This window comes from Apilactobacillus sp. EABW-1NA, assembly GCF_030398685.1.
Classification (GTDB): domain Bacteria; phylum Bacillota; class Bacilli; order Lactobacillales; family Lactobacillaceae; genus Apilactobacillus; species Apilactobacillus waqarii.
The window spans coordinates 1-23,968 of the sequence record NZ_JAPDKO010000002.1; the positions used below are offsets into that span (position 1 = coordinate 1).

Below are 23,968 nucleotides of genomic sequence, written 5' to 3' on the forward strand. Positions count from 1 at the left end.
AAGGAATATATATCTTATTACAACAATTATCGTATAAAACAAAAACTGGGAGGAATGTCACCGGTTGAATACCGGATCAATTCCTCCCAGAAAATAGCATAACCATCTTCCAATTTTAGGGGTTCAGGTCAGGCTCTTTTTTATTTTTCAAACGTTTGTCATAATGATAAAATGGAATGTGAGGTGTTTTAGATTGCTAAAATTTGACGAAATGATTCAACAAGCTGTTGCCAAGTTCAATAACATGGGGCAAAAGCAACAATTGCTCTTAAATGGCAATAATAAGCAACAAAAGCTATTTATCCAATTGGATTTATCTTTAGCTCAATTAGCAGAGGATTCAAAACGTTTCTCTGTTTATAAAAAAGATCAAGAAAATATTGATGTAAAAAACTATAAGGAAATGATTACTAAAGACGTTGCCAACGTGATGAAATATTACTTGTTGTTTGCTAGCGTTCATAACTGGTTAGACGTAATCGTTATTGATGAAGAAGATTACAACAAAATCACAAGCATTGATGCTGATCGTGATTTTAATCAGGTATATTTATCAATTAAACGAATGATGTTTAACGGTTTTTATAATCATTCTAAAAAAGATTTCCAATTTTCCTGGAAAATGTTCCTAAAATTTGGTATAGTAGACCTTGGCGTTGATGATAAATCATTGTCAGCTCAATTTAGTGAAATTAATTCATTATAAAAATTTTAATTGATTTAAAAATGATATTGACACCATGTCGATTATCCGATATAATGTTTTTTGTTGAGTTTTGATGTCGCGATAGCTCAGCTGGATAGAGCAACGGTCTTCTAAACCGTAGGTCGAGAGTTCGAATCTCTCTCGCGACATTTGAATAAATTGTTGAAGCATATCACTTATGATATGCTTTTTTTCTTGACTAAATTATTCAAAATATGTATACTTACCTTGTTGTATTTGTGGACTTTCACAGCTACAACCGCACGGACTGAGTATTAAGTCTTCTTATTGAAGCGCTTATGTTCGGCGAGTCTAAGCATATTATTCAAGGAGGTGCACATTATGTACGCAATTATCGTAACAGGCGGAAAGCAATACAAAGTTGCTGAAGGTGAAGCAATCTACGTTGAAAAGCTAAACGCAAACGAAGGTGAAAAGGTTACTTTTGATCAAGTAGTTTTCGTTGGTGGTGACTCAGCTAAGGTTGGTACTCCACTTGTAGACGGTGCTTCAGTTGAAGGTACTGTTGAAAAGCAAGGCCGTGGTAAGAAGATTACTATTCTTCGTTACAAGCCTAAGAAGGGTTCTCGTTCTAAGAAGGGTCATAGACAACCATACACTAAGGTTATGATTGACTCAATCAAGGCTTAATTAGAGGATAAAAAATGATATTAGCAAATATTATTCATGATAAGCAAAGTGATCGAATTACTAGTTTTAGTTTATCCGGTCATGCTGATTCAGGTGAGTATGGTAAGGACATTGTATGCGCTGCGGTTTCTGTTTTATCCATTTCTACTGTAAATGGGTTAACCGAAGTTGCTAACCTAGAACCTAAAGTTGTCAGTGATGACATCGAAGGTGGTTTTATGGAAGTTACAGTTCCTCAAGCTAATTCTTCCGAAGATGAGATTGCTGCTCAAGCGATTTTATCAACATTCCAAAATGGAATGCGGGATATTTCTCAAAGTTATGCTGATTATATTAAATTAGATATTACAATAGATTAAATTGTACGGAGGTGTAATCCAATGTTAGAAATGAATTTACAATTCTTCTCTCACCATAAAGGGGGAGGTTCAACAGCCAATGGTCGTGACTCTGCAGGTCGTCGTCTAGGTACAAAGGCTGCTGATGGATCAAAAGTTACTACTGGTTCAATCATTTACCGTCAACGTGGTACTCACATTTACCCAGGTAAAAACGTTAAGCGTGCCGGTGATGATACTTTATTTGCTTTAGTTGATGGTGTTGTACGTTTCGAACGTATGGGCCGCAGCAAGCGCCAAGTTTCAGTATACCCAGTATCTGAAGCAGTTGCTAAGTAATTAGTGAATAATGTAGAAAAAGCCTGATTTATTTTCAGGCTTTTTTTATTACCAAAGACTTATTTAAATAAAGCTAACATGATACAATGTTAGTAACGATTACGATTGCAATCGCTGCACTAACATTGCTATCATATAAAACATATTAGTAATACTAGGAGGAGTTTTAATCATGGCAACAATTTCAACTGCCCAATTTAAAACAGGATTAACTATTGAAGTAGATAACGCAATTTGGCGTATCATTAACTTCCAACACGTAAAGCCAGGTAAGGGTGGTGCGTTCGTACGTACTAAACTTAAGAACTTAAGAACAGGTGCTGTTCAAGACAAGACTTTCCGTGCCGGTGCTAAGATGGAACAAGCACAAATTGACACTAGAAACATGCAATACCTATACGAAGATGGTGCAGGTTACGTATTCATGGATATGGATTCATACGAACAAATTACTGTACCTGGTGACAAGATCAAGGATGCTTTAAACTACTTACAAGAAAACATGGACGTAAGTATCGTTCAATACGAAAACGAAGTTATCGGTATCGAAGTACCAAACACTGTTACTCTAGAAGTTGCAGAAACTGAACCAAGTATCAAAGGTAACACTGCTTCAGGTGGAAGCAAGCCAGCTACTATGACTACTGGTTTAATTGTACAAGTACCATTCTTTGTTAACGCTGGTGACAAGCTAGTTATTAACACCAATGATGCAACATACATCTCAAGAGCTTAATTAATAAATAATTGATGCTTTTATTTTGATTGGAGGGTAATTTTTATGGCAGAACAAACAAATATTTCTTTACCAAAGGCTAGTTCAAAGTTTGGGGATATTCAAATCTCCCCAAACGTATTGGAAGTAATCGCAAGCATTGCCTCTGTCCAAGTAAAGGGCGTAAAGCGCATGCGTGGATCATTGGCAACAAGTGTTAATGAACTATTCGGTCGTAAAGAAATGGGTAAGGGCATTAGACTTAATTTTAAAGATGAAAAATTAATTGTTGATGTTTACGTATATCTAAATTACGGGGTTTCTGTTCCTAAAGTTGCTCTAGAAATTCAAGAACAAGTAAAACAACAACTTCTATTCATGACTGAACTTGATTTAGGTGAAGTTAATGTTCACGTAGAAGGTGTCGTTCATGAAAAACAAGATAAAAGAGCTAATTCAAAAAGTTTATTAAACGGCAATAGTAGCGATAAGGGTGAAAAATAGTGGAATTTACTAGACATAAAATAAGAGAGTATGCATTTCAAACATTGTTTGCTATCAATGCAAATGATACAACCGATAAAGAACTATTTTTTCATGCTATCTCAAGAACCGATGAAGAAACAGAAATTCCATCATACTACAACACTTTAGTAGATGGAGTTATCGAAAATAAGGATAGCTTAGACGATAGTATAATCTCATATCTTGTTTCCGGTTGGTCCATTAACAGAATTGCCAAGACAGACCTTGCAATTCTAAGACTTGCGTTTTTTGAAATTAAATACGTTGACGATGTCCCTACAAAGGTGGCAATCAATGAAGCGTTAGAATTAACAAAAAAATACAGTGATGATCACTCAAGAAAATTTGTTAATGGAGTTTTATCAAACACAATTGCTTAAGAAAAAATGATTCGCGTAAAAGCGAGTCTTTTTTTATTACATAAACATTTTTTTATATGCTAAAATAAAAGAGAATTAAATAATCCTTTGGAGGTTTTACGATGAGCAATATTATTGATGGGAGATCTTTAGCAAAGAAAGTTAATCAAGAGACTGCAGATATGGTCTCAGAATTAAACGAACAAGGTAAGAACCCTTGTCTAGCTGTGATTATCGTCGGGGATGATCAAGCTAGCCACCGCTATGTGAGAAGCAAGCATAAGAAAGCTCAACAATTAGGAATTAAGTCAATCGTTAAGGCTCTTCCTACAGAAACCACTGAAGACGAATTATTGAACATATTGAACGACTACAATCATGACGATGACATTGATGCAATTTTGATTCAATCACCACTACCAAAACACATCAACGAAAAATACGTTATGAGTCAAATTAACCCAGATAAAGACGTGGATGGATTCCAAGTGATTAATTCTGGTAAGTTATTCTTAAACGAACAAAGTAACTATCCTGTTGCATGTACACCAAAGGGTGTTATGACTATGTTTGAAGAATATGGTATTGATTTAAAGGGTAAAAAAGCAGTCGTAATTGGTAGAAGTACTATCGTGGGTAGACCAATGGCAGCTTTGTTAATCAATGCTGGTGCAGAAGTAACAGTGTTAAACCATTATGCAAATATTAAAGAATACACATTAGACGCCGATATTATCGTATCTGCTACTGGTAAGGTTAATACAGTAACAGAAAGTGATGTAAAAGATGGCGTAGTTGTAATTGACGTTGGTCAAAACGTGAATGACGAAGGTAAATTAGTTGGAGACGTTGATTATGATGGTATTGCTAAGAAAGCCTCATACATAACTCCTGTACCTGGTGGTGTTGGTCCAATGACCATCGCTACATTGATGAGACAAACCGTAGAACTATCAAAGTGGAGTGATATTAATGGGTAATGATTACCTAAGTGTTAGCGATTTAACAAGCTATATTAAGAAAAAATTTGATCGTGATCCCTATCTAGATAAGGTTTATTTAACTGGTGAAATTTCTAACTTTAGATTGAGACCAGCACATCAATACTTTAGTTTGAAGGATGATAACGCCAAGATTAGCGCTATCATGTTTAAATCCGCTTTCGATAAGGTTAAGTTTAAACCCGAAGAAGGAATGAAAGTATTAGTTACTGGTAGAATTTCAGTCTATGAAGCAACCGGTAACTATCAAATTTATATTGATCACATGGAACCAGATGGTGTTGGTGCCTTGTATCAAGCATATGAACAATTAAAGAAAAAACTATCTGCTGAAGGATTATTTAACGCCCCTAAAAAGCCCTTGGAAAAGTATCCAAAGAGAATCGCGGTAGTTACTTCACCTAGTGGAGCTGTTATTAGAGATATTATTACAACTACTAGAAGAAGATATCCAATTGCTCAAATCGTTTTATATCCTGCTGTCGTCCAAGGGGATGCAGCCGCTTCTGATATCGTACGTCAAATCAATCGTGTTAATGAACGCGGTGATTTTGATACATTGATTATCGGACGTGGTGGAGGTTCGATTGAAGACCTTTGGCCATTTAACGAAGAAATCGTTGCCAGAGCAATCTTTGACAGTAAGATTCCAGTGATTTCTTCAGTTGGACACGAAACTGATACAACAATTGCTGATTTAGTTGCGGATGTAAGAGCGGCGACACCAACTGCTGCTGCCGAATTAGCAGTACCAGTATTGACTGATGTTATGACCGACATTAAGAATGACCAAGTACGAATTTTTAATGCCTTTAGAAACAAGTTAAATCAATTACAACAACGTTTAGCAAAAATTCAACAATCATACATTTTCAAACAACCTGAACGTTTGTATGATTCATATGTTCAAAAGATTGATATGCTAAACGAAAGGTTGATGAACGCTCTAAAGGAAACAATCAACCAGTCCGATAGAAAGCTAAATGATTTAGTATATAATCTAAAAATCAATTCACCAAAGAACTTAATCAAAGAACAACAACAAGTTTTACAAGTTAAAGATGATCAATTAAAGAGAAACATTATGTTGTTGATTCAAAGTAAACAAAATCAACTAACACAAAGAGTTGATGCTTTAGATCATCTAAGCCCATTAAAGGTGATGTCTCGTGGATTTAGTTTTACAACTAACAGCGATGGCAAGGTCGTAAAGAAAGTTGACGACATTAAGAAAAATGATGATATTGAACTAAAATTAATTGATGGATATGCGAAAGCAACTGTTAACGAAGTCAAAAAGGAGAGTAAATAATGGCTGAAAAAGCAAGTTTTGAAGATAACATGAACAAACTAGAACAAATCGTTTCCGAATTAGAACAAGGTGACATTCCTTTGGAAAAAGCCCTAAGTGAATTCCAAAAAGGTGTTAAGCTAAGTGGCGAACTACAAAGTACTTTGAAGAATGCTGAAAAGACATTGGCTAAAGAAATGACAGATGATGATTCTGAAGTTGCATTCGAAAAAGAAAGCGAAGATAAGTAATGAGTCAATCTGTAGTTTTATCTGATTTTATTGATGAATATAAACCACAAATTGAAAGCCAATTAGCTAATCAAGTAAAAAAAGATGTTAGCAATGATCCACTTGCTGATTCAATGAGCTATTCATTGATGGCTGGTGGGAAAAGACTAAGACCACTAATGAGCATTGCAACCTTAAAGACGTTAAATCATGAAATGACAGACGATGATTTAAAGGCGATTAGTGCACTTGAATTACTGCACACTTATTCATTAATCCATGATGATTTACCAGCTATGGATGATGATGATTTAAGACGTGGTAAAGAGACTAATCATGTGATTTATGGTGCCGGTTTAGCCACATTAGCTGGTGATGGATTATTAACATTGGCCTTTCAATGGTTAACTGATAATGATCTAGATGACCATAAGAAGGCTCAATTAGTTTATTACCTATCTAAATTTGCTGGCCCCTCAGGGATGGTTGCCGGTCAGTCAATGGATATTTTAAATGAAAACAAACAACTTTCCTTGGATGAAATTAAGAAATTACACGAAGGAAAAACAGGGGCATTGATTAGATATGCCATGATTGCTGGTGGTATCTTAGCAGATGCTAGTCATGATGTGATTGATAAGTTAGATCAATTTGGTGCAGACTATGGTTTGGCCTTTCAAATTTATGATGACATCTTAGATGTTGTTTCCAGTCAAGAAGAACTTGGAAAACCAGTGCATCAAGATGGCGTCAAAAACACTTATACTAATCATTTGGGATTAGATAAGGCATATTCTTACTTAGAAGACACAATTAGCCATAGCCGCCAAATTTTAGACGAATTAAAAGACGAAAATGATGTGGATACAGGATTGTTATCATCATTTTTAGATTACTTTAAAATAGAAAAATAGGAGTAGTTCGCATGAAAAAAGAAAGAGTAGACGTGCTACTTGTTCAACAGGGTATTTTTGATACAAGAGAAAAAGCCAAAAGAGCCGTAATGGCCGGCGAAGTTTTAGGTAAAAATGAAGAACGTTTGGATAAACCAGGTGTTAAGATTCCTGAAGACACAAAGTTGCATTTAAAAGGAAAACCAATGCCATACGTTAGTCGAGGTGGCCTAAAGCTTGAAAAAGCCTTGAAGGTATTTAATCTTGATGTTAAAGATAAGACTGTTTTAGATATCGGTTCATCCACTGGTGGATTTACTGATGTGATGTTACAAAATGGTGCTAAAAAAAGTTACGCTTTGGATGTTGGTAGTAACCAACTAGTATGGAAGCTTCGTGAAGATCCAAGAGTTGTTGTGATGGAACACACCAACTTTAGATACTCAAAGCTAGATGATTTTACAGAAGGTCAACCAGAATTTGCTTCAATTGACGTTTCCTTCATTTCACTTCACTTGATTTTGCCACCACTAAAAGATATTCTTGTTAAAAATGGCCACGTTGCGGCGTTAATTAAGCCACAATTTGAAGCCGGAAGAGATAAAATCGGTAAGCACGGTATTGTCAGAGACCACGCCGTTCATGCCGAAGTTTTAGAAGACATTATAAAATTTGCCGTTAGCGCTGGTTACTCAGTTGAAGGATTAGACTTCTCACCAATTAAGGGTGGCGAAGGAAACATTGAATTCCTAGTATACTTAAAGTCTGTTGACAATCCTTCAATTAATCCAGATATTTCGATTGAAGATACTATCAAACGAGCTGACGAACTAAAGTAATGAAAGGGAGTCTTTTGATTGCTTGAAAACCTATCAATTAGCGATTTTGCGATTATCGACCATTTGGAAATCGATTTTTCCAATGGTATGACTGTTTTAACTGGTGAAACTGGTGCTGGTAAGTCAATTATTATCGATGCCGTTGGCCTATTAGCCGGTGGCAGAGGTTCACAAAACTTTATCAGAACGGGCAGTAATAAGTTATTAATTCAAGGTTTATTTGTGTTCCCAGAAGATGGTCTAACATACAAAGTGTTGGATGATATGGGAATCGATCATAGTGATAATAGCGTCATTTTACAAAGAGAAATCTATAGAAATGGTCGCAATATTTGTCGTGTCAATGGGATGCTTGTAAATACCACAATGCTAAAGAAAATTGGTGAGACAATCGTTGATATCCATGGTCAAAATGAACATCAAGAATTAATGCAACCAGAAAGACACGTCCATTTACTTGATGAATTTGGTCATAAACAAATTGGTGATACTTTATCTAATTACCAGGAAACTTTTGATCATTACCAACAATTAAAAGCATCAATTAAAGAAAAACGTGGTAATGAAAAAGAATGGTCACAACGACTTGATATGTTGGAATTTCAGGAAAATGAAATTAGCAATGCTCATCTAGAAGTTGGCGAAGAAGAAGAATTGGTTAGTCAAAGAGACCATTTGCTTAACTATCAAAAAATTGTTGATGCCCTAAACATGAGTTTTAGTGCCATTAATGGTGATGAAACATTCAATCCTTTAGATGTAATTGGTGAAGCCAAGAATTCAATGGAATCAATTGAAGAAGTTGACCCTCAATTTAGAGAAATTTCTGACAACATCAAGAATGCTTTTTACTTACTACAAGATGCTTCTGACAACATTTCTGATCAAATGGATTTACAAGAATTTGACCAAGGTCGTTTAGAAGAAATCGAAGAAAGATTGAATGTCATCTACGGTTTAAAACGTAAGTATGGTGATTCAATTGAACAAATCCTAAAGCATTACGATAATGTTGTTAAGGAACTTTCAACCATGCAAGCTGATCAAACTACTGGTGAAGATTTAAATGAACAATACGAATCAACCGTAAATAAGTTGAGTGATTTAGCTGATGAATTAAACACGAAGCGTCATGCTGTCGCAACCAAGCTTGAAAAAGCAGTGCACGATCAACTATCTGATTTATACATGGCTAAGACCGAATTCAAAGTTAACTTTGAAAAGTTACCAATCGGTGAATTCCACAGATATGGAACAGAACGTGTTGAATTCTATATGAGAACTAACCCAGGGGAAGCAATGTTGCCACTATCAAAGATTGCTTCCGGTGGTGAACTATCTAGAATTATGTTGGCACTAAAGACTTTATTCACTAATATGCAAGGTGTCACTTCAATTATTTTCGATGAAGTAGATACTGGTGTTTCCGGTAGAGTTGCTCAAGCAATCGCCGAAAAAATCAGTAAAATTGCGCAAAAATCTCAAGTTCTATGTATTACGCATTTACCACAGGTTGCTGCAATGTCTGATCATCATTACTTCATTGAAAAGAAGATTGATAAGAATCGTACCAAGACAAGTATCATCAAGTTATCAGTTCAAAAACGTGTTGATGAACTTGCTAGAATGTTATCTGGTACAACGATCACTGATTTAACACTTCAACATGCTAACGAATTATTAAAGTTAGCAGATGAAACCAAAAAATAAATTTGAAAAAATCAGTAAAATAGGCCATAATGGTAGTATTATAAAATTTTGAGGGGTTTTAAAATGGCAAAAAGAGGAATGCTAATTGTTCTTTCAGGACCTTCTGGTGTTGGTAAAGGTACTGTTAGAAAGGCATTGTTTAACGAACCAGACGTTGATTTCAAGTACTCAATTTCAATGACTACTAGAAGTCCTCGTGAAGGTGAAGTAAACGGTAAAGACTATTTCTTTGTTAGTAAAGAAGAATTCGAAGACCATATCAAAAATGGTGAAATGCTAGAATATGCAAAGTACGTTGACAATTACTATGGAACTCCATTGAACTATGTTAATAAGACTTTGGATGAAGGTCATGACGTATTCTTAGAAATCGAAGTTAATGGTGCAATGCAGGTTAGAGCTAATTGCCCAGAAGCAGTATTTGTATTTCTAACCCCACCTGATTTAGTTGTGCTAAAGAATCGTTTAATTGGTCGTGGAACTGATGACATGGACGTTATCGACAAGCGTATCAAGACAGCTGTTTCTGAAATCAAGATGATGAGAAACTATGACTATGCTGTATTAAACGACAAAGTTGAAAATGCTGTAGATAGAATTAAGACTATCGTTAACAGCGAAAGACTAAAAGTTAACCGCGTAATGCCGGATTATCTATCAATGTTAGGAGAAGAAGACTAATGCTATTATATCCATCTGTTGACAAACTACTTGAAAGAGTTGATTCAAGATACTCATTAATCATGCTAGCAAGTAAGAGAGCTCATGATATTGATGCTGGATCACCATTATTATTAGACTCATACAAATCTAGAAAATCTGTTGGTAAGGCTTTCGAAGAAATCGTTGCCGGCAAGGTTGAACTAACTAGAGGTAACAAATAATAAATAAATTAACCCTTTGCAGCAATGCAAGGGTTTTTATTTTGATTTTTTGATACAATATAGGTAATAAGTTCTTAAGATATGGGAGGTTTGATTAGTGAATAATAAAAAAATAGCACTATATGTTACCGGTAGTATTGCCGCATATAAGTCATTAACCTTAGCGCGATTATTAGTTAAAAATGGAAACGATGTCAGAGTCGTTATGAGCGGTGGTGCACAACAATTCGTTACACCATTGGCTTTTCAAACTTTGACTAAAAACTTTGTTTTCACTGATACTTTTGACGAAAAGGATGCTAATGAAATCACCCATATTGATATTGCAACATGGGCTGATATTTCAATTGTTGCTCCATCCACAGCAAACACGATTGCTAAGTTGGCTAATGGGATTGGTGACGAAGCAGTTACTACGACACTGCTTGCAACACCTTCTACAAAAGTGATTGTTCCAGCAATGAACAATAATATGTGGGATAATCCTGCAACACAAAGAAATATTCAACGAATCGAGGCTGATGGTTGTAAAATTATCTATCCAACATCAGGATTCTTAGCTGAAGGATACGAAGCCAAGGGTAGAATGATTGAACCAGAAGAGATTATCGAAAGACTAGAATTAATGGTTGAACAAGATAATCGATTAGCTGGTAAGAAGATGATTGTCACAGCTGGTGGAACTAGAGAAGCCATTGATCCGGTTAGATACATTAGTAATAATTCATCAGGTAAGATGGGATATGCGATTGCCAGAGCGGCCATGAATGCTGGCGCCGATGTGACTTTAATTTCATCTTCAGAAACTCAACATATCAACGGTAATGTGAACGTTATCAATGTTAGTTCAGCCAGTGAAATGAAGAGTGCGATTGAAGATAACTTCAATGATGCTGATGTTTTAGTAATGGCCGCAGCTGTTTCTGACTACACACCAGCGAAATATTCAGAACAAAAAATCAAGAAAAATGGTGATGAATTAGACATTCATTTGGTAAAAACACCTGATATTTTAAAGGAATTATCAAAGATAAAGGATGATCAATTTGTCGTCGGTTTTGCTGCAGAAACCCAAAACCTATTGGATAACGCCAAACAAAAACTAGCCAAGAAAAAGTTAAACTTATTGTTAGCAAATGATGTTAGCAACAAGGCAATTGGATTTAACAGCGATAATAACCAAGTTTCATTTATCGATGAAACCGGGGTATTTAAGAAAAGCGATGTAGAAAGTAAGGATAAAATTGCTAATGAATTGATTGATATCATTAGTGAAAGAATCGATTAAATTAAAGGGGGAGTTAGATTGAATTTAGCAAAAGTAATTGTTGATGTGCCAACAATGCAAACTAACGAACCATATACTTACTTAGTGCCAGATGAGCTAAACGATAAACTTCAAAAAGGGATGCGTGTCATTGTTCCGTTTGGAAATGGTGGCCGTAAAATTCAGGGAATCGTTTGGGATATCGACAATAATGGAACTTTTGACGGTGAATTAAAGGAAATTTCAGGACTATTGGATTTGGATTCGGTATTGAATACTGAATTACTGGACATGTCTAAATGGATGGCAGAAAAGACCTATTCCTTTCAAATTAGTTGTATTTTAACAATGCTCCCAAGCGTAATGAGAGCGAAGTATCAAAAACAACTAGTATTAAATGATTCAAGTGAAATCGACGACGATATTTTAGCCATTTTTGGTGATGATACTGTCGTTGATTTTGACGTGGATGAATACCCAGCAGCAGTATTAAAGAAGATTATTCAATATCGTAAAGAAAACAAACTTTCTGTTGAATACAAGGTTTCAGATGGTGCCAAGGCTAAAAAGATTTATGCCATTAAACCGAACTTAACAACTGAGCAAGCAAAAGAAGAGTTAACTCATGTCCGTAAGAACTCAAAGAACCTGATTAAAATTCTAGATTTTATCATCAACCATAATGATAAAGAGATTGCTCAACGTAAGTTGGTTCATGACTTTGATATTCCTGAAGCTGCGATTAAAAGTGCGGTGGATAAGGGATGGTTTACTAGGTTCTTACAAGAGGAATACCGTAACCCATACCAAGGTAAAGTTGGCACAAACAAACCATTACAGTTAAACGACGATCAACAAAGTGCCGTCGATAGAATTAGTGCAGCAACCAAGCACAATCAGGATACTGTCTTTTTATTAGAGGGTGTTACGGGTTCTGGAAAGACTGAAGTATATCTTCAATCAATCCAAAAAGCACTTGAGTTAGGCAAGACTGCTTTAATGTTGGTCCCTGAAATTTCGTTAACTCCTCAGATGGTAAAAAGAGTTAAGGGTCGATTTGGGAATCGAGTAGCGATGTTACATAGTGGTTTGTCAAATGGTGAAAAGTACGATGAATGGCGCAGAGTTAACAATGGTGAAGCTGACGTGGTCGTTGGAGCACGTTCTGCCATCTTTGCTCCGCTAGATAATATCGGTATCATCATCATGGATGAAGAACATGAAGCTAGTTATAAGCAAGATGATTCGCCTCGATACCATACAAGAGACGTTGCTAAGTGGCGAGCAAGTTTTCACAACTGTCCGTTAGTTTTAGGTAGTGCCACTCCTTCATTGGAATCAAGAGCAAGAGCTACTAAGGGCGTATATCAACTAATCAAACTTCCACACAGAATCAATAACCAATCCTTACCTGAGGTTAGGGTTATTGACATGAAGGAAGAGGTTAAAAATAGCGGTCAAGAAGATTTTTCATCTGAATTGCTATCAGCGATTAACAATCGTTTACAAAAACACGAACAGATTGTGTTGATGTTAAACCGCAGGGGATACTCATCATTTGTGATGTGTCGTAGTTGTGGTTTCGTATTGCATTGTCCAAACTGTGATATCTCACTTACGCTACACATGGATTCAAGAACGATGAAGTGTCACTACTGTGGTCACGAGGAACCAATTCCTAACAAGTGTAAAAACTGTGGTAGTAAAAAGATCAGATACTACGGTACTGGAACTCAAAAGGTCCAAGAAAAGCTTCAATCATTGGTACCAAACGCTCGTATCCTAAGAATGGACGTTGATACCACGAGAAGAAAAGGTTCACACGAACGAATCTTACAAAAATTTGGTAATGATGAAGCCGACATCTTGCTTGGAACTCAAATGATTGCGAAGGGATTGGATTTCCCAAACGTCACACTTGTCGGTGTTTTGAATGCTGATACCTCCCTTGACTTACCTGATTTTCGTTCTAGCGAAAGAACATTTAACTTGTTAACTCAGGTTAGTGGACGTGCTGGTCGTGCAGAGAAAAAGGGATTGGTTTATATTCAAACCTTTAATCCCGATCACTATGCGATTAGACTAGCACAAAGACAGGACTATGAATTGTTCTATCGTAAGGAAATGAATGTTAGACATCAAACTAACTATCCGCCTTACTATTTCACTGTTAAGATATCAGCTTCCGATGTCAACGAAGCTAAGGCAGCTGCTAAGATGTACGAAATTGCGAAGATTTTAAAGGCGAAGCTAAGTGACCAAGCAATAATGTTAGGACCATCGCCTAGTTCAATCTTAAAATTAAAGAATAAGTACTATTATCAAATTATTATTAAGTATAAAAACGAACCAAATATGAAACCATGTTTGGAATATATATTGAATCATTATCAAAAGGATGCTCAAAAGGGACTATACGTAAACATAGACCCAGATCCTTTGAACTTTATGTAAGGATGTAGATAAAATGAAAAAAGTTGTATTTATGGGAACTCCATCATTTGCAGTTCCTGTATTAAAAGGATTAGTGGATAGTGATGACTACGATGTACAAGCAGTCGTTACTCAACCAGATCGACCTTTCGGAAGAAAAAGAGTATTAAAACCATCACCGGTAAAGGAAGCGGCACTAGAATTATCAATTCCAGTGTTACAACCTGAAAAAATTAGTGGTAGTGATGAAATGGCTAAGATTATAGAAATTAATCCTGATTTCATTATCACCGCTGCTTTTGGTCAATTCTTACCTGGAAAGCTATTGAATGCTGCAAAGATTGCCGCAGTTAACGTTCACGGTTCATTGTTACCAAAATACCGCGGTGGTGCACCCGTTCAATATTCATTGATTAATGGTGATAAACAAACAGGAATTTCAATCATGTACATGGTTAAGAAGATGGATGCTGGGGATGTCTTATCTCAACAAGCATTGGAAATTCAACCAGATGATGATACCCAATCATTATTTGACAAGTTAAGTATCATTGGTCGTGATTTACTTCTTGAAACTTTACCTAAGGTGGCTACTGGGGATGTTAACCCAATTCCACAAGATGAAGACAAGGTGGTATTTTCACCAAACATCACAAGAGAACAAGAAGAATTAGACTTCACAAAGCCAGCCTTTCTAGTCGATAGAAAGATTAGAGCACTACGTCCATCACCAAATGCATTTGCTATGATGTTAGGTAAACGTACTAAGTTCTGGAGTGCTAAACCTTTAGATGAAACCACTGACTTAAAACCTGGCCAAGTGGTTGAAAAGACAAAGAAAGATTTGAAGATTGCCTGTGGAGACGGAACTGTCCTACAACTTTTGGAAATCCAACCTTCAGGTAAACCAAAGCAACTAATCAACGCCTTCTTAAATGGTGCTGGTCAATCAATTCAACAAGGAGATATGGTGATAGAAGATGTCAAGTAACCCTAGATTACTGGCTGTAAAGACGCTTAGTAAAATTTCAAACGGAGCATACTCCAACCTACAACTAAACCAAGTCATTGAAAATAGTGACTTAAGCAGTCGTGATATCGCATTGCTTACCAACATTGTTTACGGTGTTATTCAACATCGTTTAACATTGGAATACCAATTAAATCACTTCCTAAAGAATGCCAGTAAGGTTGATGATTGGGTCAAGGAATTGTTGTATTCTGCGATTTATCAAATGGAATACTTGGACAAAATTCCTACCAGAGCCGTTTTTAATGAAACCATCAAGATTGCTAAGAAAATGGGTCATGACGGAATTAGAAGACTAGTTACTGGTGTTCTCCACCAAATTGAAAGAAAAGGATTACCTGACTTTTCTGATATCGATGATCCAATTAAAAAACTTTCAATTGAATACAGTATTTCTGAATGGATGATTGAAGAGTTGAATAAACAAGTGGGTGAAGAAAAGACACTTTCCATCCTAAAGAGTATTAATCAACCTTCAAAGCAATCAGTGCGTTTTAATTCTAAGTTAATTAGTAAGCAATCATTATCAGATAAATTAAAAGCAGATGGCTATGGTGTGCAAAACAGTAAACTGATTGAATCAGGATTAATCTTAACCAAGAAGTCTGCTAGTTACAGTGATACTTTTAAGAATGGTCAAATGACAATTCAAGACGAAAGTGCAATGTTACCAGTTGAATCCATGGATATTAAAGAATCTGATGTAATCCTAGATGCCTGTTCAGCACCTGGTGGAAAGACCACTCAAATTGCAGAACACCTATCCAAAGAAGCTGGTGGCCATGTTGAAGCATTGGACTTGCACAATAATCGCTTGAAACAAGTGCAAAAGAATGCCAAACGACTAGGCGTTAGTGATGTTTTATCCACTCAAGCTTGTGATGCTAGAAATCTTGATGATTTATATGATGATGAAACATTCAACCAAATTTTAATTGATGCACCATGTTCAGGAATTGGTTTGATTAGAAGAAAACCAGAAATTAGATACGAAAAGAAGATGGAAGATGTTAAAAAATTAGCATCCATTCAATTGGACATCTTAACTTCTGCTGCCAAAAAACTTAAAAAAGGTGGTAAGCTAGTTTACAGTACTTGTACCATCTTAAATCAAGAAAATTCTGACGTAATTGCTGAATTCTTAAAACAAAATCCTGATTTTAAACGTGTTGATCCAGTTTCCAAAATGGGTATTCAGCTAAATGATGGTTACATTCGAATCTATCCAGATGACTACGATTCAGATGGATTCTTCGTATGTAATTTAATAAAAAACGGTGGTGAATAGAAATGGAAGTTGCTGCTAATTCTGTTATTGGTAAACAAAGAATTAGTAATGAAGATTATGTTGGCTATTTTAAAAATCAACAAGGCGCTCTAATTGCAATCCTGGCCGATGGAGTCGGTGGAAGCAATGGTGGTGAAATTGCTGCTTCAACAGCGGTTGATTTTATTGGACAAGCTTTTCAAAATCATCATATTAGTTCAATTATCGATACTAAAGCATGGCTATCTCAAACGATTAGCGATGTAAATAATAAGATTGTTGAAATGGGAATTAAGGATGAAAGTTTAAGTAAAATGGCAACTACTGTTGTTGTCGCATTGTTCTTTGGAAATCAATATCTACTAACCCATCTGGGTGATAGTCGTTGTTATCTATTAAGAAGTAGTCAACTTAAGCAACTTACCGTTGATCATTCATACATCAATTTTTTAATTGAAAAAGGCGAAGTTAAAAATGGAGAAAACATCGATTCCAATTTACAAAACGTAATTGTAAAGGGATTGGGCGTTTCTTCAGATGCAGATGTCGATATCTCAAACATTCAATTTAGACCAGGTGATCAACTATTATTATGTAGTGATGGTCTAACCAAAATGGTTAGTGATGAGACAATCTCGAAAATTTTAAACATGCGATTAAGTGGAAGACAAAAGGTTGATCGTCTAATTGATACTGCCAATGATAATGGTGGAAAAGATAACATTTCTGCTATTTTAATCGATGATTTAGGTTAGGAGTGATCGTTTATGGAAAAAGGGTGCGTTTTAAATGACCGCTACAAAATCATTGATAAGATTGGTGAAGGTGGGATGGTTAATGTTTATCTTTCATATGATATGAAGGAAAACCGTCTTGTCACAATTAAGATTATTCGAATTGATTTTCAAGGTAGTCAAAAAGCTAAACGTCATTTTAAGTATGAAAAGCTAGCGATTAATAAATTAAAGAGCAAGCATATTGCCCAGGTATATGACTTAAATCAATCAGGTGATTTACAATATCTAGTAACCGAATACGTTGATGGACAGGACTTAAAGAATTATATTCAAAAGTACTATCCAATCAGTATTGATAAAGTTATTGCAATCATGACACAACTAATTGATGCTGTATATGAAGCTCATAGTCATGGAATTATTCACCGTGATTTAAAGCCACAAAACGTGTTGATTGATAAAAAAGGTGTCGTTAAAGTAACAGACTTTGGAATTGCTTTAATTGAAAATCAAAATGCTTTAACTCAAACCAATGCGGTTGTTGGTTCAATCCACTATATTTCGCCAGAACAAGCATTGGGAAAGAAGGTTACTACCCAATCAGATGTTTATTCATTGGGAATTATCCTATACGAACTGCTTACAGGTAAGGTTCCTTTTGATGGTGATTCACCAGTAAACATTGCGATGAAGCATACTAAGGAAAACTTGCCTTCGATAATTGAACAAAATAGTCTAGTTACTCAAGCATTGGAAAATGTTGTGATTAAGGCAACCGCTAAGAAATTATCTGATCGCTATAGTTCTGTTTTGGATATGAAGGAAGACCTCCTTACTTCAATGAACGAAGAAAGAATGGATGAAGCTAAATTACACTTCATGATTCCGAAAACTGAAATCGATGATGGTGAAACCAAAGTATTGGAACTAAAGGATTTAAACAAATATCATGATCATCATGTAGGCGATGAACATGAATACAAGGATAAATACCGAATCTTTAAATTGCTAACATTAATTGTGATACTATTTGCCTTTATTTCAGGAATATTCTTATTTTTTAACTTTACTTTCTTCACACGAGTAACGGTACCAAACGTTTCCAACATGTCGATTAGTAAAGCTAAGAAGGTTTTAAAGAAGTCCCATTTAATTGTCAGCAAGGTGAAGTACACTTATAACACTGACGTTGCTGTTAATAAGGTAATTGGTACTAATCCAGCCAAGGGAACCAAGATGATCAACCATTCTGGAATTGTTTTGAAGGTTTCAGGTGGTTATAAGAAGGTCAAGATGGATAATTACTTAGGCGATTCAGTCGATTCTGCTGAGCATTCATTGACAACAATGGGATTCACGGTTAAGAAGTCATACAGTTATGACACTTCATTTAAGTCGGATACCATTCTTAGCCAAAGTATTCGTCCTGGAACCTTGGTGGAACCACATAACACTACAATTAACTTGGTAGTAGCGGTTAATACTAGAAATTTTAAGATGGTGAATTTAATTGGTAAAACCGAAGAACAGGCGAGAAACTATGCTAAGGAAAATCATTTAAACGTTAAGGCTTTCTACGAAAATTCTAAGAGTCAATCTGCTGGAAAAGTCTACCAACAAAGTCCATCAACTGGTTTATTGTTAAGTTACGGCGATGAGGTAGAACTTTGGGTATCAAAGGGAAACTCTGATAACAAAAATCTAAGAAGAAGCGTTAACGTATCGGTAAAATTAACTTATAAAAAGGTTGATAATAGTGGCCTGAATAAGATTACAATCTATTCTAATAAGGATGGCGGTAACGAAAAATTCTATCGGACCATCTATATAAATAAAGATACAACCATCAGCATTCCTTACAGTTTGAAGAAAAATCAAAAACCACAATATCGAATTTATCGAAATGGTGATTTGATAATGAAGTAATGCAAGGTATAATAAAAATAGTAAATAAATTAACGAGGTGATACATTGGCTGAAGGAAAAATTTTCCAATCCCTAAGTGGATTCTATGATATTATTAGTGACGGAAAGATATACCGAACAAGAGCTAGAGGTAACTTTAGAAAAAGAAAAATAACTCCTTTAGTTGGTGATGACGTCGAGTTTGAATCCAGTTCACAAAAAGAAGGATACTTACTAAAGATTTTTGATCGTAAAAATTCGTTGGTGAGACCTCCAATTGCAAACATTGATCAAGCCGTCGTTGTTACTTCCGCTGTTCAGCCAGATTTTTCATATAACTTGTTAGACCGTCAATTGGTTGCGGTTGAAATTAACAAAATTACACCAATTATCTACTTTACTAAGACTGATTTATTAGATGATAAACAATTTGAGTACTTTAAAGGTGTTAAGAGAGTATATGAACAAGCTGGATATAAGGTTATCCTTCCTAGTAACAGCGAGGATAAAGCTGAATCAGTTAATGAAATTAAATCATTGTTTGAAAATAAAGAAACTGTCTTTATGGGTCAAACAGGGGCAGGTAAATCAACATTGTTGAATCAAATCTCTCCTGATTTAAACTTAGCAACTGGTGAAATTTCCATGGCATTAAACCGTGGTAAACATACAACTAGAAAAGTCAGCTTTATTCAAATTAATAATGGATTAGTAGCTGATACACCTGGTTTCTCATCTTACGAAGCTTTTGATATCAGACCTGAAGAACTAAGGGATTACTTCCCTGAATTCAGAGCAAATGCTGATAGATGTAAATTCAGGGGATGTGTTCACATTAACGAACCTGGTTGTGCAATCAAGGCAATGTTAGATGAAGATGAACTATCACATGAACGCTATCATGATTATGTTCAGTTATATGATCTATTAAAGAATAAAAAGCCAATTTACAATAAAAAGAAATGAGGAATTAATAATGATTAAAGTAGCACCATCAATCTTAAGTGCAGATTACTTAAACCTACAAAGTGATATTGAAAAAGTCGAAAAGGACGCAGAACTATTACATATCGATGTAATGGACGGCTCATTTGTCCCAGCAATTTCATACGGTCCAAACTGGGTTCCACAAATCAAAAAGATCTCTAACTTAGTATTAGATGTTCACTTGATGGTAGTTAACCCTGAAAGATTCGTTGACGAATTTGCAGACAAGGGTGCTGATATTATCGGTGTACACGTTGAAGCAACTCCACACATTCACCGTGCTTTACAAATGATTAAGAACAAGGGTGTTAAGGCTGAAGTAGTAATCAACCCAGGTACTCCTGTAGAAGCTATCAAACCAGTACTATACATGGTTGACCAAGTTCTAGTAATGACTGTTAACCCAGGTTTTGGTGGTCAAAGGTTCCTAGATGAAACTGTTAAGAAAATCAAGCAATTAGACGATATCAAGAAGGATGAAGGATACGACTTTGACATCGAAATTGATGGTGGAGTTAACAACGAAACTGTTCAAGCTGCTGCTAAAGCTGGTGCAACTGTTGCAGTTGCCGGTTCATACGTATTCGGTGCTGAAAATCCTGCTGAAAGAATTCAAGCAATTAAGGACGCTACTAAATAATTATGAAAACGATCAATTTATTAGTCGGTGGGCCAACTGATTTGTGGCCTGATAGTTTAAGACAAGGCGAAATCGATGGCGATTGGATTGGAGTCGATCGAGGAAATGTTTGGTTAGTTCAAATGGGAATTAAGCCACTAATTTCAATTGGTGATTTTGATTCAATGGATCAATCCGAATTTGAAATTATTTCAAACAATGTTTCTGATATTCGAACTTATAATCCTGATAAAGACTATACTGATACCCAACTAGCATTAAAGATTGCATCTGACGAACTAAAGGCGGATGTTATTAATATCTTTGGTGCCACTGGTGGTAGAATTGATCACTTTATTTCTAACTACTTATTGGCGACTGAACCTAAATTTAGGGATATCGTTGAAAAAATTAGAATTATTGATAAACAAAATGTAATCCAATACTTTACTCCAGGAGAACATGAAATTACAAAGATTGATATGATGCGTTACTTAGCATTTATTCCAATGAATGCGATGCATTTATCAATTCATGATGCGGTATACAAATTGGATAACTACTATGTTGAAAGACCGTTTGCTTATTCCAGTAATCAATTCGATGGTGATAAATGTCACTTCGATTTTGATAATGGGGTATTATGTGTGATTCAAAGTAAAGATGCATAGAAAAAAGAGAACTGATTATATCAGTTCTCTTTTTTGTTATTTAGGGTATAAAAAAAGTCTGACATTAAGAGTCAGACTTAAATATTGTTAGGCACGAGTAACTTTACCTGATTTTAGAGTACGGGCACTAACCCAAACTTTCTTAGGCTTTCCATCTACAAGGATACGAACCTTTTGTAGATTTGGCTTCCAGCTACGACGTGAAGAATTCAAAGCATGGGAACGTTTGTTACCATAATGAGTTCTTTTACCATTAATAAAATCTTTAGCCATTGGTAAATTCCTCCTTTAATTGATTTCTAGTCAAAAGCGTTGCTTTTATTACATCTCACTCTAATAATTTAGCATATTGAAGCCTGTTTTGCAATGCTTTTCTTTCAAGTGAATATACTTGACAGCCTTCGCTATTCATTATATCAATACTTTAGCTTTTTTTAAACATGTGGTAGTATTATATTACGAATATATTAAGAAATCTATCTTTTAAGGAGGCTATTGTGATGGCCGTAAAAATGAGAACTGATTATGGATTAATTGATATTGATAACAATGTAATTGCCACCGTAGTTGGTGGAGCTGCTACTGATAACTACGGAGTTGTTGGTATGGCAAGTAAAAATCAAATTCGAGACAATGTAAACGATATTTTGAAAAAAGATAACTATTCTCGTGGGGTTGTGGTAACACAACAAGACAATGATGTTGCAATTGAAGTAAATATCATTGTTAGCTACGGTACTAAAATTTCAGAAGTATGTAAAAATGTTCAAAGCAAGGTTAAGTACAATTTGGAATCTATGCTTGGCATTAGTGCAAGTTCTGTTAATGTCGTTGTTCAAGGTGTAAGAGTTCTAGACTAAAAGGAGGTTCATTTTTGTGTCTATTTCAAATATAGATAGATCAAAATTTGATCAAATGGTGCAAGCCGCTGCTACTACCCTTAATAATAATGCAGAATTTATAAACTCACTTAATGTTTTCCCAGTTCCAGATGGTGATACTGGTACTAATATGAGTATGTCTTTCCAAAGTGGGGCTGATTACGTTAGTCGTGATACTAGCGAATCTGTTGGAGAATTAGCTCAATCATTAGCTAAAGGGCTATTGATGGGAGCAAGAGGTAACTCTGGAGTTATCTTGTCACAAATCTTTAGAGGTTTCTCAAAGTCTGTTGCTGAAAAGGATAACCTTTCTGCTCAAGACATCGTAGAAGCTTTTAAAAACAGTGAAAAAACAGCGTATGGTTCAGTTATGAAGCCAACTGAAGGAACAATTCTAACTGTTATTAGAGGGATTTCTGAAGCAGGTCAAAGTGCAACCACAAACGACCTAGCTGAATTATTTGATATTTTAGCTGATGCTGCTGAACAAGCTCTTCAATCAACACCTGATTTGTTACCAGTATTGAAACAAGTTGGTGTTGTTGATTCAGGTGGACAAGGTTTAGTTTTCGTTGTTAAAGCATTTAGTGATGTTTTAAATGGACGAGAAATTGAAGCTAGTCATCAACCAAATACTGGTGAAATGGATCAAATGATTGATGCAAGTCATGAACAAAGTCATGAAAGTGCACAAGGTAAGTTAAACCCAGACGACATTAAGTTTGGATACTGTACCCAAATCATGGTTAGAATTGGTCGCGGTAAGGAAGTTGAATACGACTTTGACTACGATAAGTTCTATGATCATTTAGCCGGTTTAGGTGACTCATTATTAGTTGTTAATGATGATGAAATTGTTAAAGTCCATGTTCATACTGAACAACCTGGTGAAGTTATTTCATGGGGCCAAAAGTTCGGTGACTTAGCCAACGTTAAGATTGATAATATGCGTCTACAACAAGAAACAATTATTGAAAAAGACGATGAATCTAAGAAAGAAACCAAATCAGAACCAAAAGAAACAGCAATTATTGCAGTCGCTTCTGGTGACGGAATTGGTGAACTATTTACCAGTCTAGGTGTTACTGATGTTATCAAGGGTGGTCAAACCATGAACCCAAGCACTCAAGACATTCTAGATTCTATTAACAATAGTAATGCTAAGAAAGCAATTATTCTTCCAAATAACGGTAATATCTTCATGGCCGCTCAACAAGCTGCTGATGTTGCCGAAATCCCAGTTGAAATTGTTCACGCAAAGACAATTCAACAAGGTTTAACAACAATGCTTTCTTTCAATCCTGATGCTAGTCTAGACGATAACGTATCTGAAATGGAAGATATGTTAGACACTGTAGTTAGTGGAGATGTTACTAACGCTGTTAGAGACACCGAAATTGATGGTGTTAAAATCAAGAAAGACGATTACATGGGAATTATCGATGGTAAGATTAAGGTTGTTAAAGACGACTTAAACGAAACTACTATCGATATGATTAAGGAAATGCTTGATGAAGATAGTGAAGTTGTAACCATTATCTATGGTGAAGGCATGACACAAGATCAAGCTGATGAACTAGCTGAACAAGTTGAATCAATTGATGATGACTTAGAAGTTGAAGTTCATCCGGGAGGACAACCAGTCTACCCATACTTAATTTCTGTTGAATAAAATGTCGGAGGTTTCTCC

Annotated in this window: 28 protein-coding genes, 1 tRNA gene and 1 other annotated feature; of the genes, 28 read left to right on the plus strand and 1 reads right to left on the minus strand. The window is 35.6% G+C overall.

Going from position 1 to position 23,968, the window contains the following annotated elements; all coding sequences use genetic code 11:
* Positions 1-9 precede the first annotated feature (9 nt).
* From OEZ61_RS08125 to OEZ61_RS00520, 26 genes are all read left to right on the plus strand, one after another.
* On the plus strand, positions 10-102 hold the full coding sequence (locus OEZ61_RS08125; protein WP_080719905.1) for an IS3 family transposase: 93 nt from the start codon (positions 10-12) through the stop codon (positions 100-102).
* Between the two features lie 91 nt (positions 103-193).
* On the plus strand, positions 194-706 hold the full coding sequence (locus OEZ61_RS00400) for a hypothetical protein (RefSeq protein WP_034531056.1): 513 nt from the start codon (positions 194-196) through the stop codon (positions 704-706).
* A 75-nt stretch (positions 707-781) separates the two neighbouring features.
* A tRNA-Arg gene (locus OEZ61_RS00405) sits at positions 782-855 on the plus strand.
* Positions 856-953: 98 nt separating this feature from the next.
* Positions 954-1,030: a sequence feature (ribosomal protein L21 leader region), on the plus strand.
* A gap of 18 nt (positions 1,031-1,048) precedes the next feature.
* Positions 1,049-1,357, plus strand: a complete 309-nt coding sequence (gene rplU / locus OEZ61_RS00410) for a 50S ribosomal protein L21 (RefSeq protein WP_034531057.1) — start codon at positions 1,049-1,051, stop codon at positions 1,355-1,357.
* 14 nt (positions 1,358-1,371) lie between these two features.
* A complete protein-coding gene (locus tag OEZ61_RS00415) occupies positions 1,372-1,716 on the plus strand; it encodes a ribosomal-processing cysteine protease Prp (RefSeq protein WP_034531058.1) in 345 nt (114 codons plus the stop codon).
* Positions 1,717-1,737: 21 nt separating this feature from the next.
* Positions 1,738-2,034, plus strand: a complete 297-nt coding sequence (rpmA, locus tag OEZ61_RS00420; protein WP_034531059.1) for a 50S ribosomal protein L27 — start codon at positions 1,738-1,740, stop codon at positions 2,032-2,034.
* A gap of 172 nt (positions 2,035-2,206) precedes the next feature.
* The gene (efp, locus tag OEZ61_RS00425) at positions 2,207-2,770 is read left to right on the plus strand and encodes an elongation factor P (RefSeq protein WP_034531060.1); all 564 of its coding nucleotides are present in this window, start codon (positions 2,207-2,209) and stop codon (positions 2,768-2,770) included.
* 45 nt (positions 2,771-2,815) lie between these two features.
* Entirely contained in the window at positions 2,816-3,253 is a 438-nt protein-coding gene (locus OEZ61_RS00430; RefSeq protein ID WP_034531061.1) for an Asp23/Gls24 family envelope stress response protein, read from the plus strand.
* Entirely contained in the window at positions 3,253-3,654 is a 402-nt protein-coding gene (gene nusB / locus OEZ61_RS00435) for a transcription antitermination factor NusB (RefSeq protein WP_034531062.1), read from the plus strand. The genes OEZ61_RS00430 and nusB overlap by 1 nt, the downstream gene beginning before the upstream one ends.
* 101 nt (positions 3,655-3,755) lie before the next feature.
* On the plus strand, positions 3,756-4,613 hold the full coding sequence (locus OEZ61_RS00440) for a tetrahydrofolate dehydrogenase/cyclohydrolase catalytic domain-containing protein (RefSeq protein WP_034531063.1): 858 nt from the start codon (positions 3,756-3,758) through the stop codon (positions 4,611-4,613).
* Positions 4,606-5,946, plus strand: coding sequence for an exodeoxyribonuclease VII large subunit (gene xseA / locus OEZ61_RS00445; RefSeq protein WP_034531064.1), 1,341 nt, complete (start codon positions 4,606-4,608; stop codon positions 5,944-5,946). Before OEZ61_RS00440 ends, xseA begins: the two co-directional genes overlap by 8 nt.
* Positions 5,946-6,176: an exodeoxyribonuclease VII small subunit gene (locus OEZ61_RS00450; RefSeq protein WP_034531065.1), complete on the plus strand. Its 231-nt coding sequence runs from the start codon at positions 5,946-5,948 to the stop codon at positions 6,174-6,176. The genes xseA and OEZ61_RS00450 overlap by 1 nt, the downstream gene beginning before the upstream one ends.
* Positions 6,176-7,069 carry a polyprenyl synthetase family protein gene (locus tag OEZ61_RS00455; RefSeq protein ID WP_034531066.1) on the plus strand — a complete coding sequence of 298 codons (894 nt, stop codon included), beginning with the start codon at positions 6,176-6,178 and terminating at the stop codon, positions 7,067-7,069. Before OEZ61_RS00450 ends, OEZ61_RS00455 begins: the two co-directional genes overlap by 1 nt.
* Before the next feature lie 11 nt (positions 7,070-7,080).
* Positions 7,081-7,887, plus strand: coding sequence for a TlyA family RNA methyltransferase (locus tag OEZ61_RS00460; RefSeq protein ID WP_141000023.1), 807 nt, complete (start codon positions 7,081-7,083; stop codon positions 7,885-7,887).
* 18 nt (positions 7,888-7,905) lie between these two features.
* Positions 7,906-9,597: a DNA repair protein RecN gene (gene recN / locus OEZ61_RS00465; protein ID WP_034531068.1), complete on the plus strand. Its 1,692-nt coding sequence runs from the start codon at positions 7,906-7,908 to the stop codon at positions 9,595-9,597.
* Between the two features lie 63 nt (positions 9,598-9,660).
* Positions 9,661-10,278: a guanylate kinase gene (gene gmk, locus OEZ61_RS00470; protein WP_034531069.1), complete on the plus strand. Its 618-nt coding sequence runs from the start codon at positions 9,661-9,663 to the stop codon at positions 10,276-10,278.
* Complete coding sequence (gene rpoZ, locus OEZ61_RS00475; RefSeq protein WP_034531070.1) at positions 10,278-10,481, plus strand: DNA-directed RNA polymerase subunit omega; 204 nt, start codon at positions 10,278-10,280, stop codon at positions 10,479-10,481. The genes gmk and rpoZ overlap by 1 nt, the downstream gene beginning before the upstream one ends.
* A 97-nt stretch (positions 10,482-10,578) precedes the next feature.
* A complete protein-coding gene (coaBC, locus tag OEZ61_RS00480) occupies positions 10,579-11,769 on the plus strand; it encodes a bifunctional phosphopantothenoylcysteine decarboxylase/phosphopantothenate--cysteine ligase CoaBC (RefSeq protein ID WP_034531071.1) in 1,191 nt (396 codons plus the stop codon).
* An 18-nt stretch (positions 11,770-11,787) separates the two neighbouring features.
* Complete coding sequence (gene priA, locus OEZ61_RS00485) at positions 11,788-14,202, plus strand: primosomal protein N' (RefSeq protein WP_290046581.1); 2,415 nt, start codon at positions 11,788-11,790, stop codon at positions 14,200-14,202.
* Between the two features lie 13 nt (positions 14,203-14,215).
* A complete protein-coding gene (gene fmt, locus OEZ61_RS00490; protein ID WP_057197856.1) occupies positions 14,216-15,172 on the plus strand; it encodes a methionyl-tRNA formyltransferase in 957 nt (318 codons plus the stop codon).
* Positions 15,162-16,499: a 16S rRNA (cytosine(967)-C(5))-methyltransferase RsmB gene (rsmB, locus tag OEZ61_RS00495; RefSeq protein WP_290046582.1), complete on the plus strand. Its 1,338-nt coding sequence runs from the start codon at positions 15,162-15,164 to the stop codon at positions 16,497-16,499. The genes fmt and rsmB overlap by 11 nt, the downstream gene beginning before the upstream one ends.
* Positions 16,500-16,501: 2 nt before the next feature.
* Positions 16,502-17,233 carry a Stp1/IreP family PP2C-type Ser/Thr phosphatase gene (locus OEZ61_RS00500; RefSeq protein ID WP_057197853.1) on the plus strand — a complete coding sequence of 244 codons (732 nt, stop codon included), beginning with the start codon at positions 16,502-16,504 and terminating at the stop codon, positions 17,231-17,233.
* Between the two features lie 12 nt (positions 17,234-17,245).
* Entirely contained in the window at positions 17,246-19,141 is a 1,896-nt protein-coding gene (gene pknB, locus OEZ61_RS00505; protein WP_290046583.1) for a Stk1 family PASTA domain-containing Ser/Thr kinase, read from the plus strand.
* Between the two features lie 45 nt (positions 19,142-19,186).
* Complete coding sequence (rsgA, locus tag OEZ61_RS00510; protein WP_041152290.1) at positions 19,187-20,086, plus strand: ribosome small subunit-dependent GTPase A; 900 nt, start codon at positions 19,187-19,189, stop codon at positions 20,084-20,086.
* Between the two features lie 10 nt (positions 20,087-20,096).
* Entirely contained in the window at positions 20,097-20,747 is a 651-nt protein-coding gene (rpe, locus tag OEZ61_RS00515; RefSeq protein ID WP_290046587.1) for a ribulose-phosphate 3-epimerase, read from the plus strand.
* A 2-nt stretch (positions 20,748-20,749) separates the two neighbouring features.
* Positions 20,750-21,397 carry a thiamine diphosphokinase gene (locus OEZ61_RS00520; RefSeq protein ID WP_057197847.1) on the plus strand — a complete coding sequence of 216 codons (648 nt, stop codon included), beginning with the start codon at positions 20,750-20,752 and terminating at the stop codon, positions 21,395-21,397.
* Positions 21,398-21,484: 87 nt separating this feature from the next.
* On the opposite strand, the gene rpmB is transcribed toward OEZ61_RS00520, so the two are convergent.
* Positions 21,485-21,670 carry a 50S ribosomal protein L28 gene (rpmB, locus tag OEZ61_RS00525; protein WP_034531080.1) on the minus strand — a complete coding sequence of 62 codons (186 nt, stop codon included), beginning with the start codon at positions 21,668-21,670 and terminating at the stop codon, positions 21,485-21,487.
* A 227-nt stretch (positions 21,671-21,897) separates the two neighbouring features.
* Here rpmB and OEZ61_RS00530 point away from each other — a divergent pair, with 227 nt between their 5' ends.
* Together OEZ61_RS00530 and OEZ61_RS00535 are read left to right on the plus strand one after the other, a co-directional pair.
* Positions 21,898-22,257, plus strand: coding sequence for an Asp23/Gls24 family envelope stress response protein (locus tag OEZ61_RS00530; RefSeq protein ID WP_034531081.1), 360 nt, complete (start codon positions 21,898-21,900; stop codon positions 22,255-22,257).
* 55 nt (positions 22,258-22,312) lie between these two features.
* Positions 22,313-23,950, plus strand: a complete 1,638-nt coding sequence (locus tag OEZ61_RS00535) for a DAK2 domain-containing protein (protein ID WP_080695494.1) — start codon at positions 22,313-22,315, stop codon at positions 23,948-23,950.
* Positions 23,951-23,968 lie beyond the last annotated feature (18 nt).

Coding starts and splice junctions, on each gene's coding strand:
- OEZ61_RS00455 (WP_034531066.1), top strand. CDS start 6,176: ATGAGTCAATCTGTAGTTTTATCTGATTTTATTGATGAATATAAACCA.
- OEZ61_RS00440 (WP_034531063.1), top strand. CDS start 3,756: ATGAGCAATATTATTGATGGGAGATCTTTAGCAAAGAAAGTTAATCAA.
- OEZ61_RS00415 (WP_034531058.1), top strand. CDS start 1,372: ATGATATTAGCAAATATTATTCATGATAAGCAAAGTGATCGAATTACT.
- rpoZ (WP_034531070.1), top strand. CDS start 10,278: ATGCTATTATATCCATCTGTTGACAAACTACTTGAAAGAGTTGATTCA.
- gmk (WP_034531069.1), top strand. CDS start 9,661: ATGGCAAAAAGAGGAATGCTAATTGTTCTTTCAGGACCTTCTGGTGTT.
- OEZ61_RS00450 (WP_034531065.1), top strand. CDS start 5,946: ATGGCTGAAAAAGCAAGTTTTGAAGATAACATGAACAAACTAGAACAA.
- rpmA (WP_034531059.1), top strand. CDS start 1,738: ATGTTAGAAATGAATTTACAATTCTTCTCTCACCATAAAGGGGGAGGT.
- OEZ61_RS00535 (WP_080695494.1), top strand. CDS start 22,313: ATGGTGCAAGCCGCTGCTACTACCCTTAATAATAATGCAGAATTTATA.
- rpmB (WP_034531080.1), bottom strand. CDS start 21,670: ATGGCTAAAGATTTTATTAATGGTAAAAGAACTCATTATGGTAACAAA.
- OEZ61_RS00530 (WP_034531081.1), top strand. CDS start 21,898: ATGGCCGTAAAAATGAGAACTGATTATGGATTAATTGATATTGATAAC.
- OEZ61_RS00460 (WP_141000023.1), top strand. CDS start 7,081: ATGAAAAAAGAAAGAGTAGACGTGCTACTTGTTCAACAGGGTATTTTT.
- rsmB (WP_290046582.1), top strand. CDS start 15,162: ATGTCAAGTAACCCTAGATTACTGGCTGTAAAGACGCTTAGTAAAATT.
- rplU (WP_034531057.1), top strand. CDS start 1,049: ATGTACGCAATTATCGTAACAGGCGGAAAGCAATACAAAGTTGCTGAA.
- pknB (WP_290046583.1), top strand. CDS start 17,246: ATGGAAAAAGGGTGCGTTTTAAATGACCGCTACAAAATCATTGATAAG.
- rpe (WP_290046587.1), top strand. CDS start 20,097: ATGATTAAAGTAGCACCATCAATCTTAAGTGCAGATTACTTAAACCTA.
- fmt (WP_057197856.1), top strand. CDS start 14,216: ATGAAAAAAGTTGTATTTATGGGAACTCCATCATTTGCAGTTCCTGTA.
- OEZ61_RS00500 (WP_057197853.1), top strand. CDS start 16,502: ATGGAAGTTGCTGCTAATTCTGTTATTGGTAAACAAAGAATTAGTAAT.
- xseA (WP_034531064.1), top strand. CDS start 4,606: ATGGGTAATGATTACCTAAGTGTTAGCGATTTAACAAGCTATATTAAG.
- OEZ61_RS00430 (WP_034531061.1), top strand. CDS start 2,816: ATGGCAGAACAAACAAATATTTCTTTACCAAAGGCTAGTTCAAAGTTT.
- efp (WP_034531060.1), top strand. CDS start 2,207: ATGGCAACAATTTCAACTGCCCAATTTAAAACAGGATTAACTATTGAA.
- OEZ61_RS00520 (WP_057197847.1), top strand. CDS start 20,750: ATGAAAACGATCAATTTATTAGTCGGTGGGCCAACTGATTTGTGGCCT.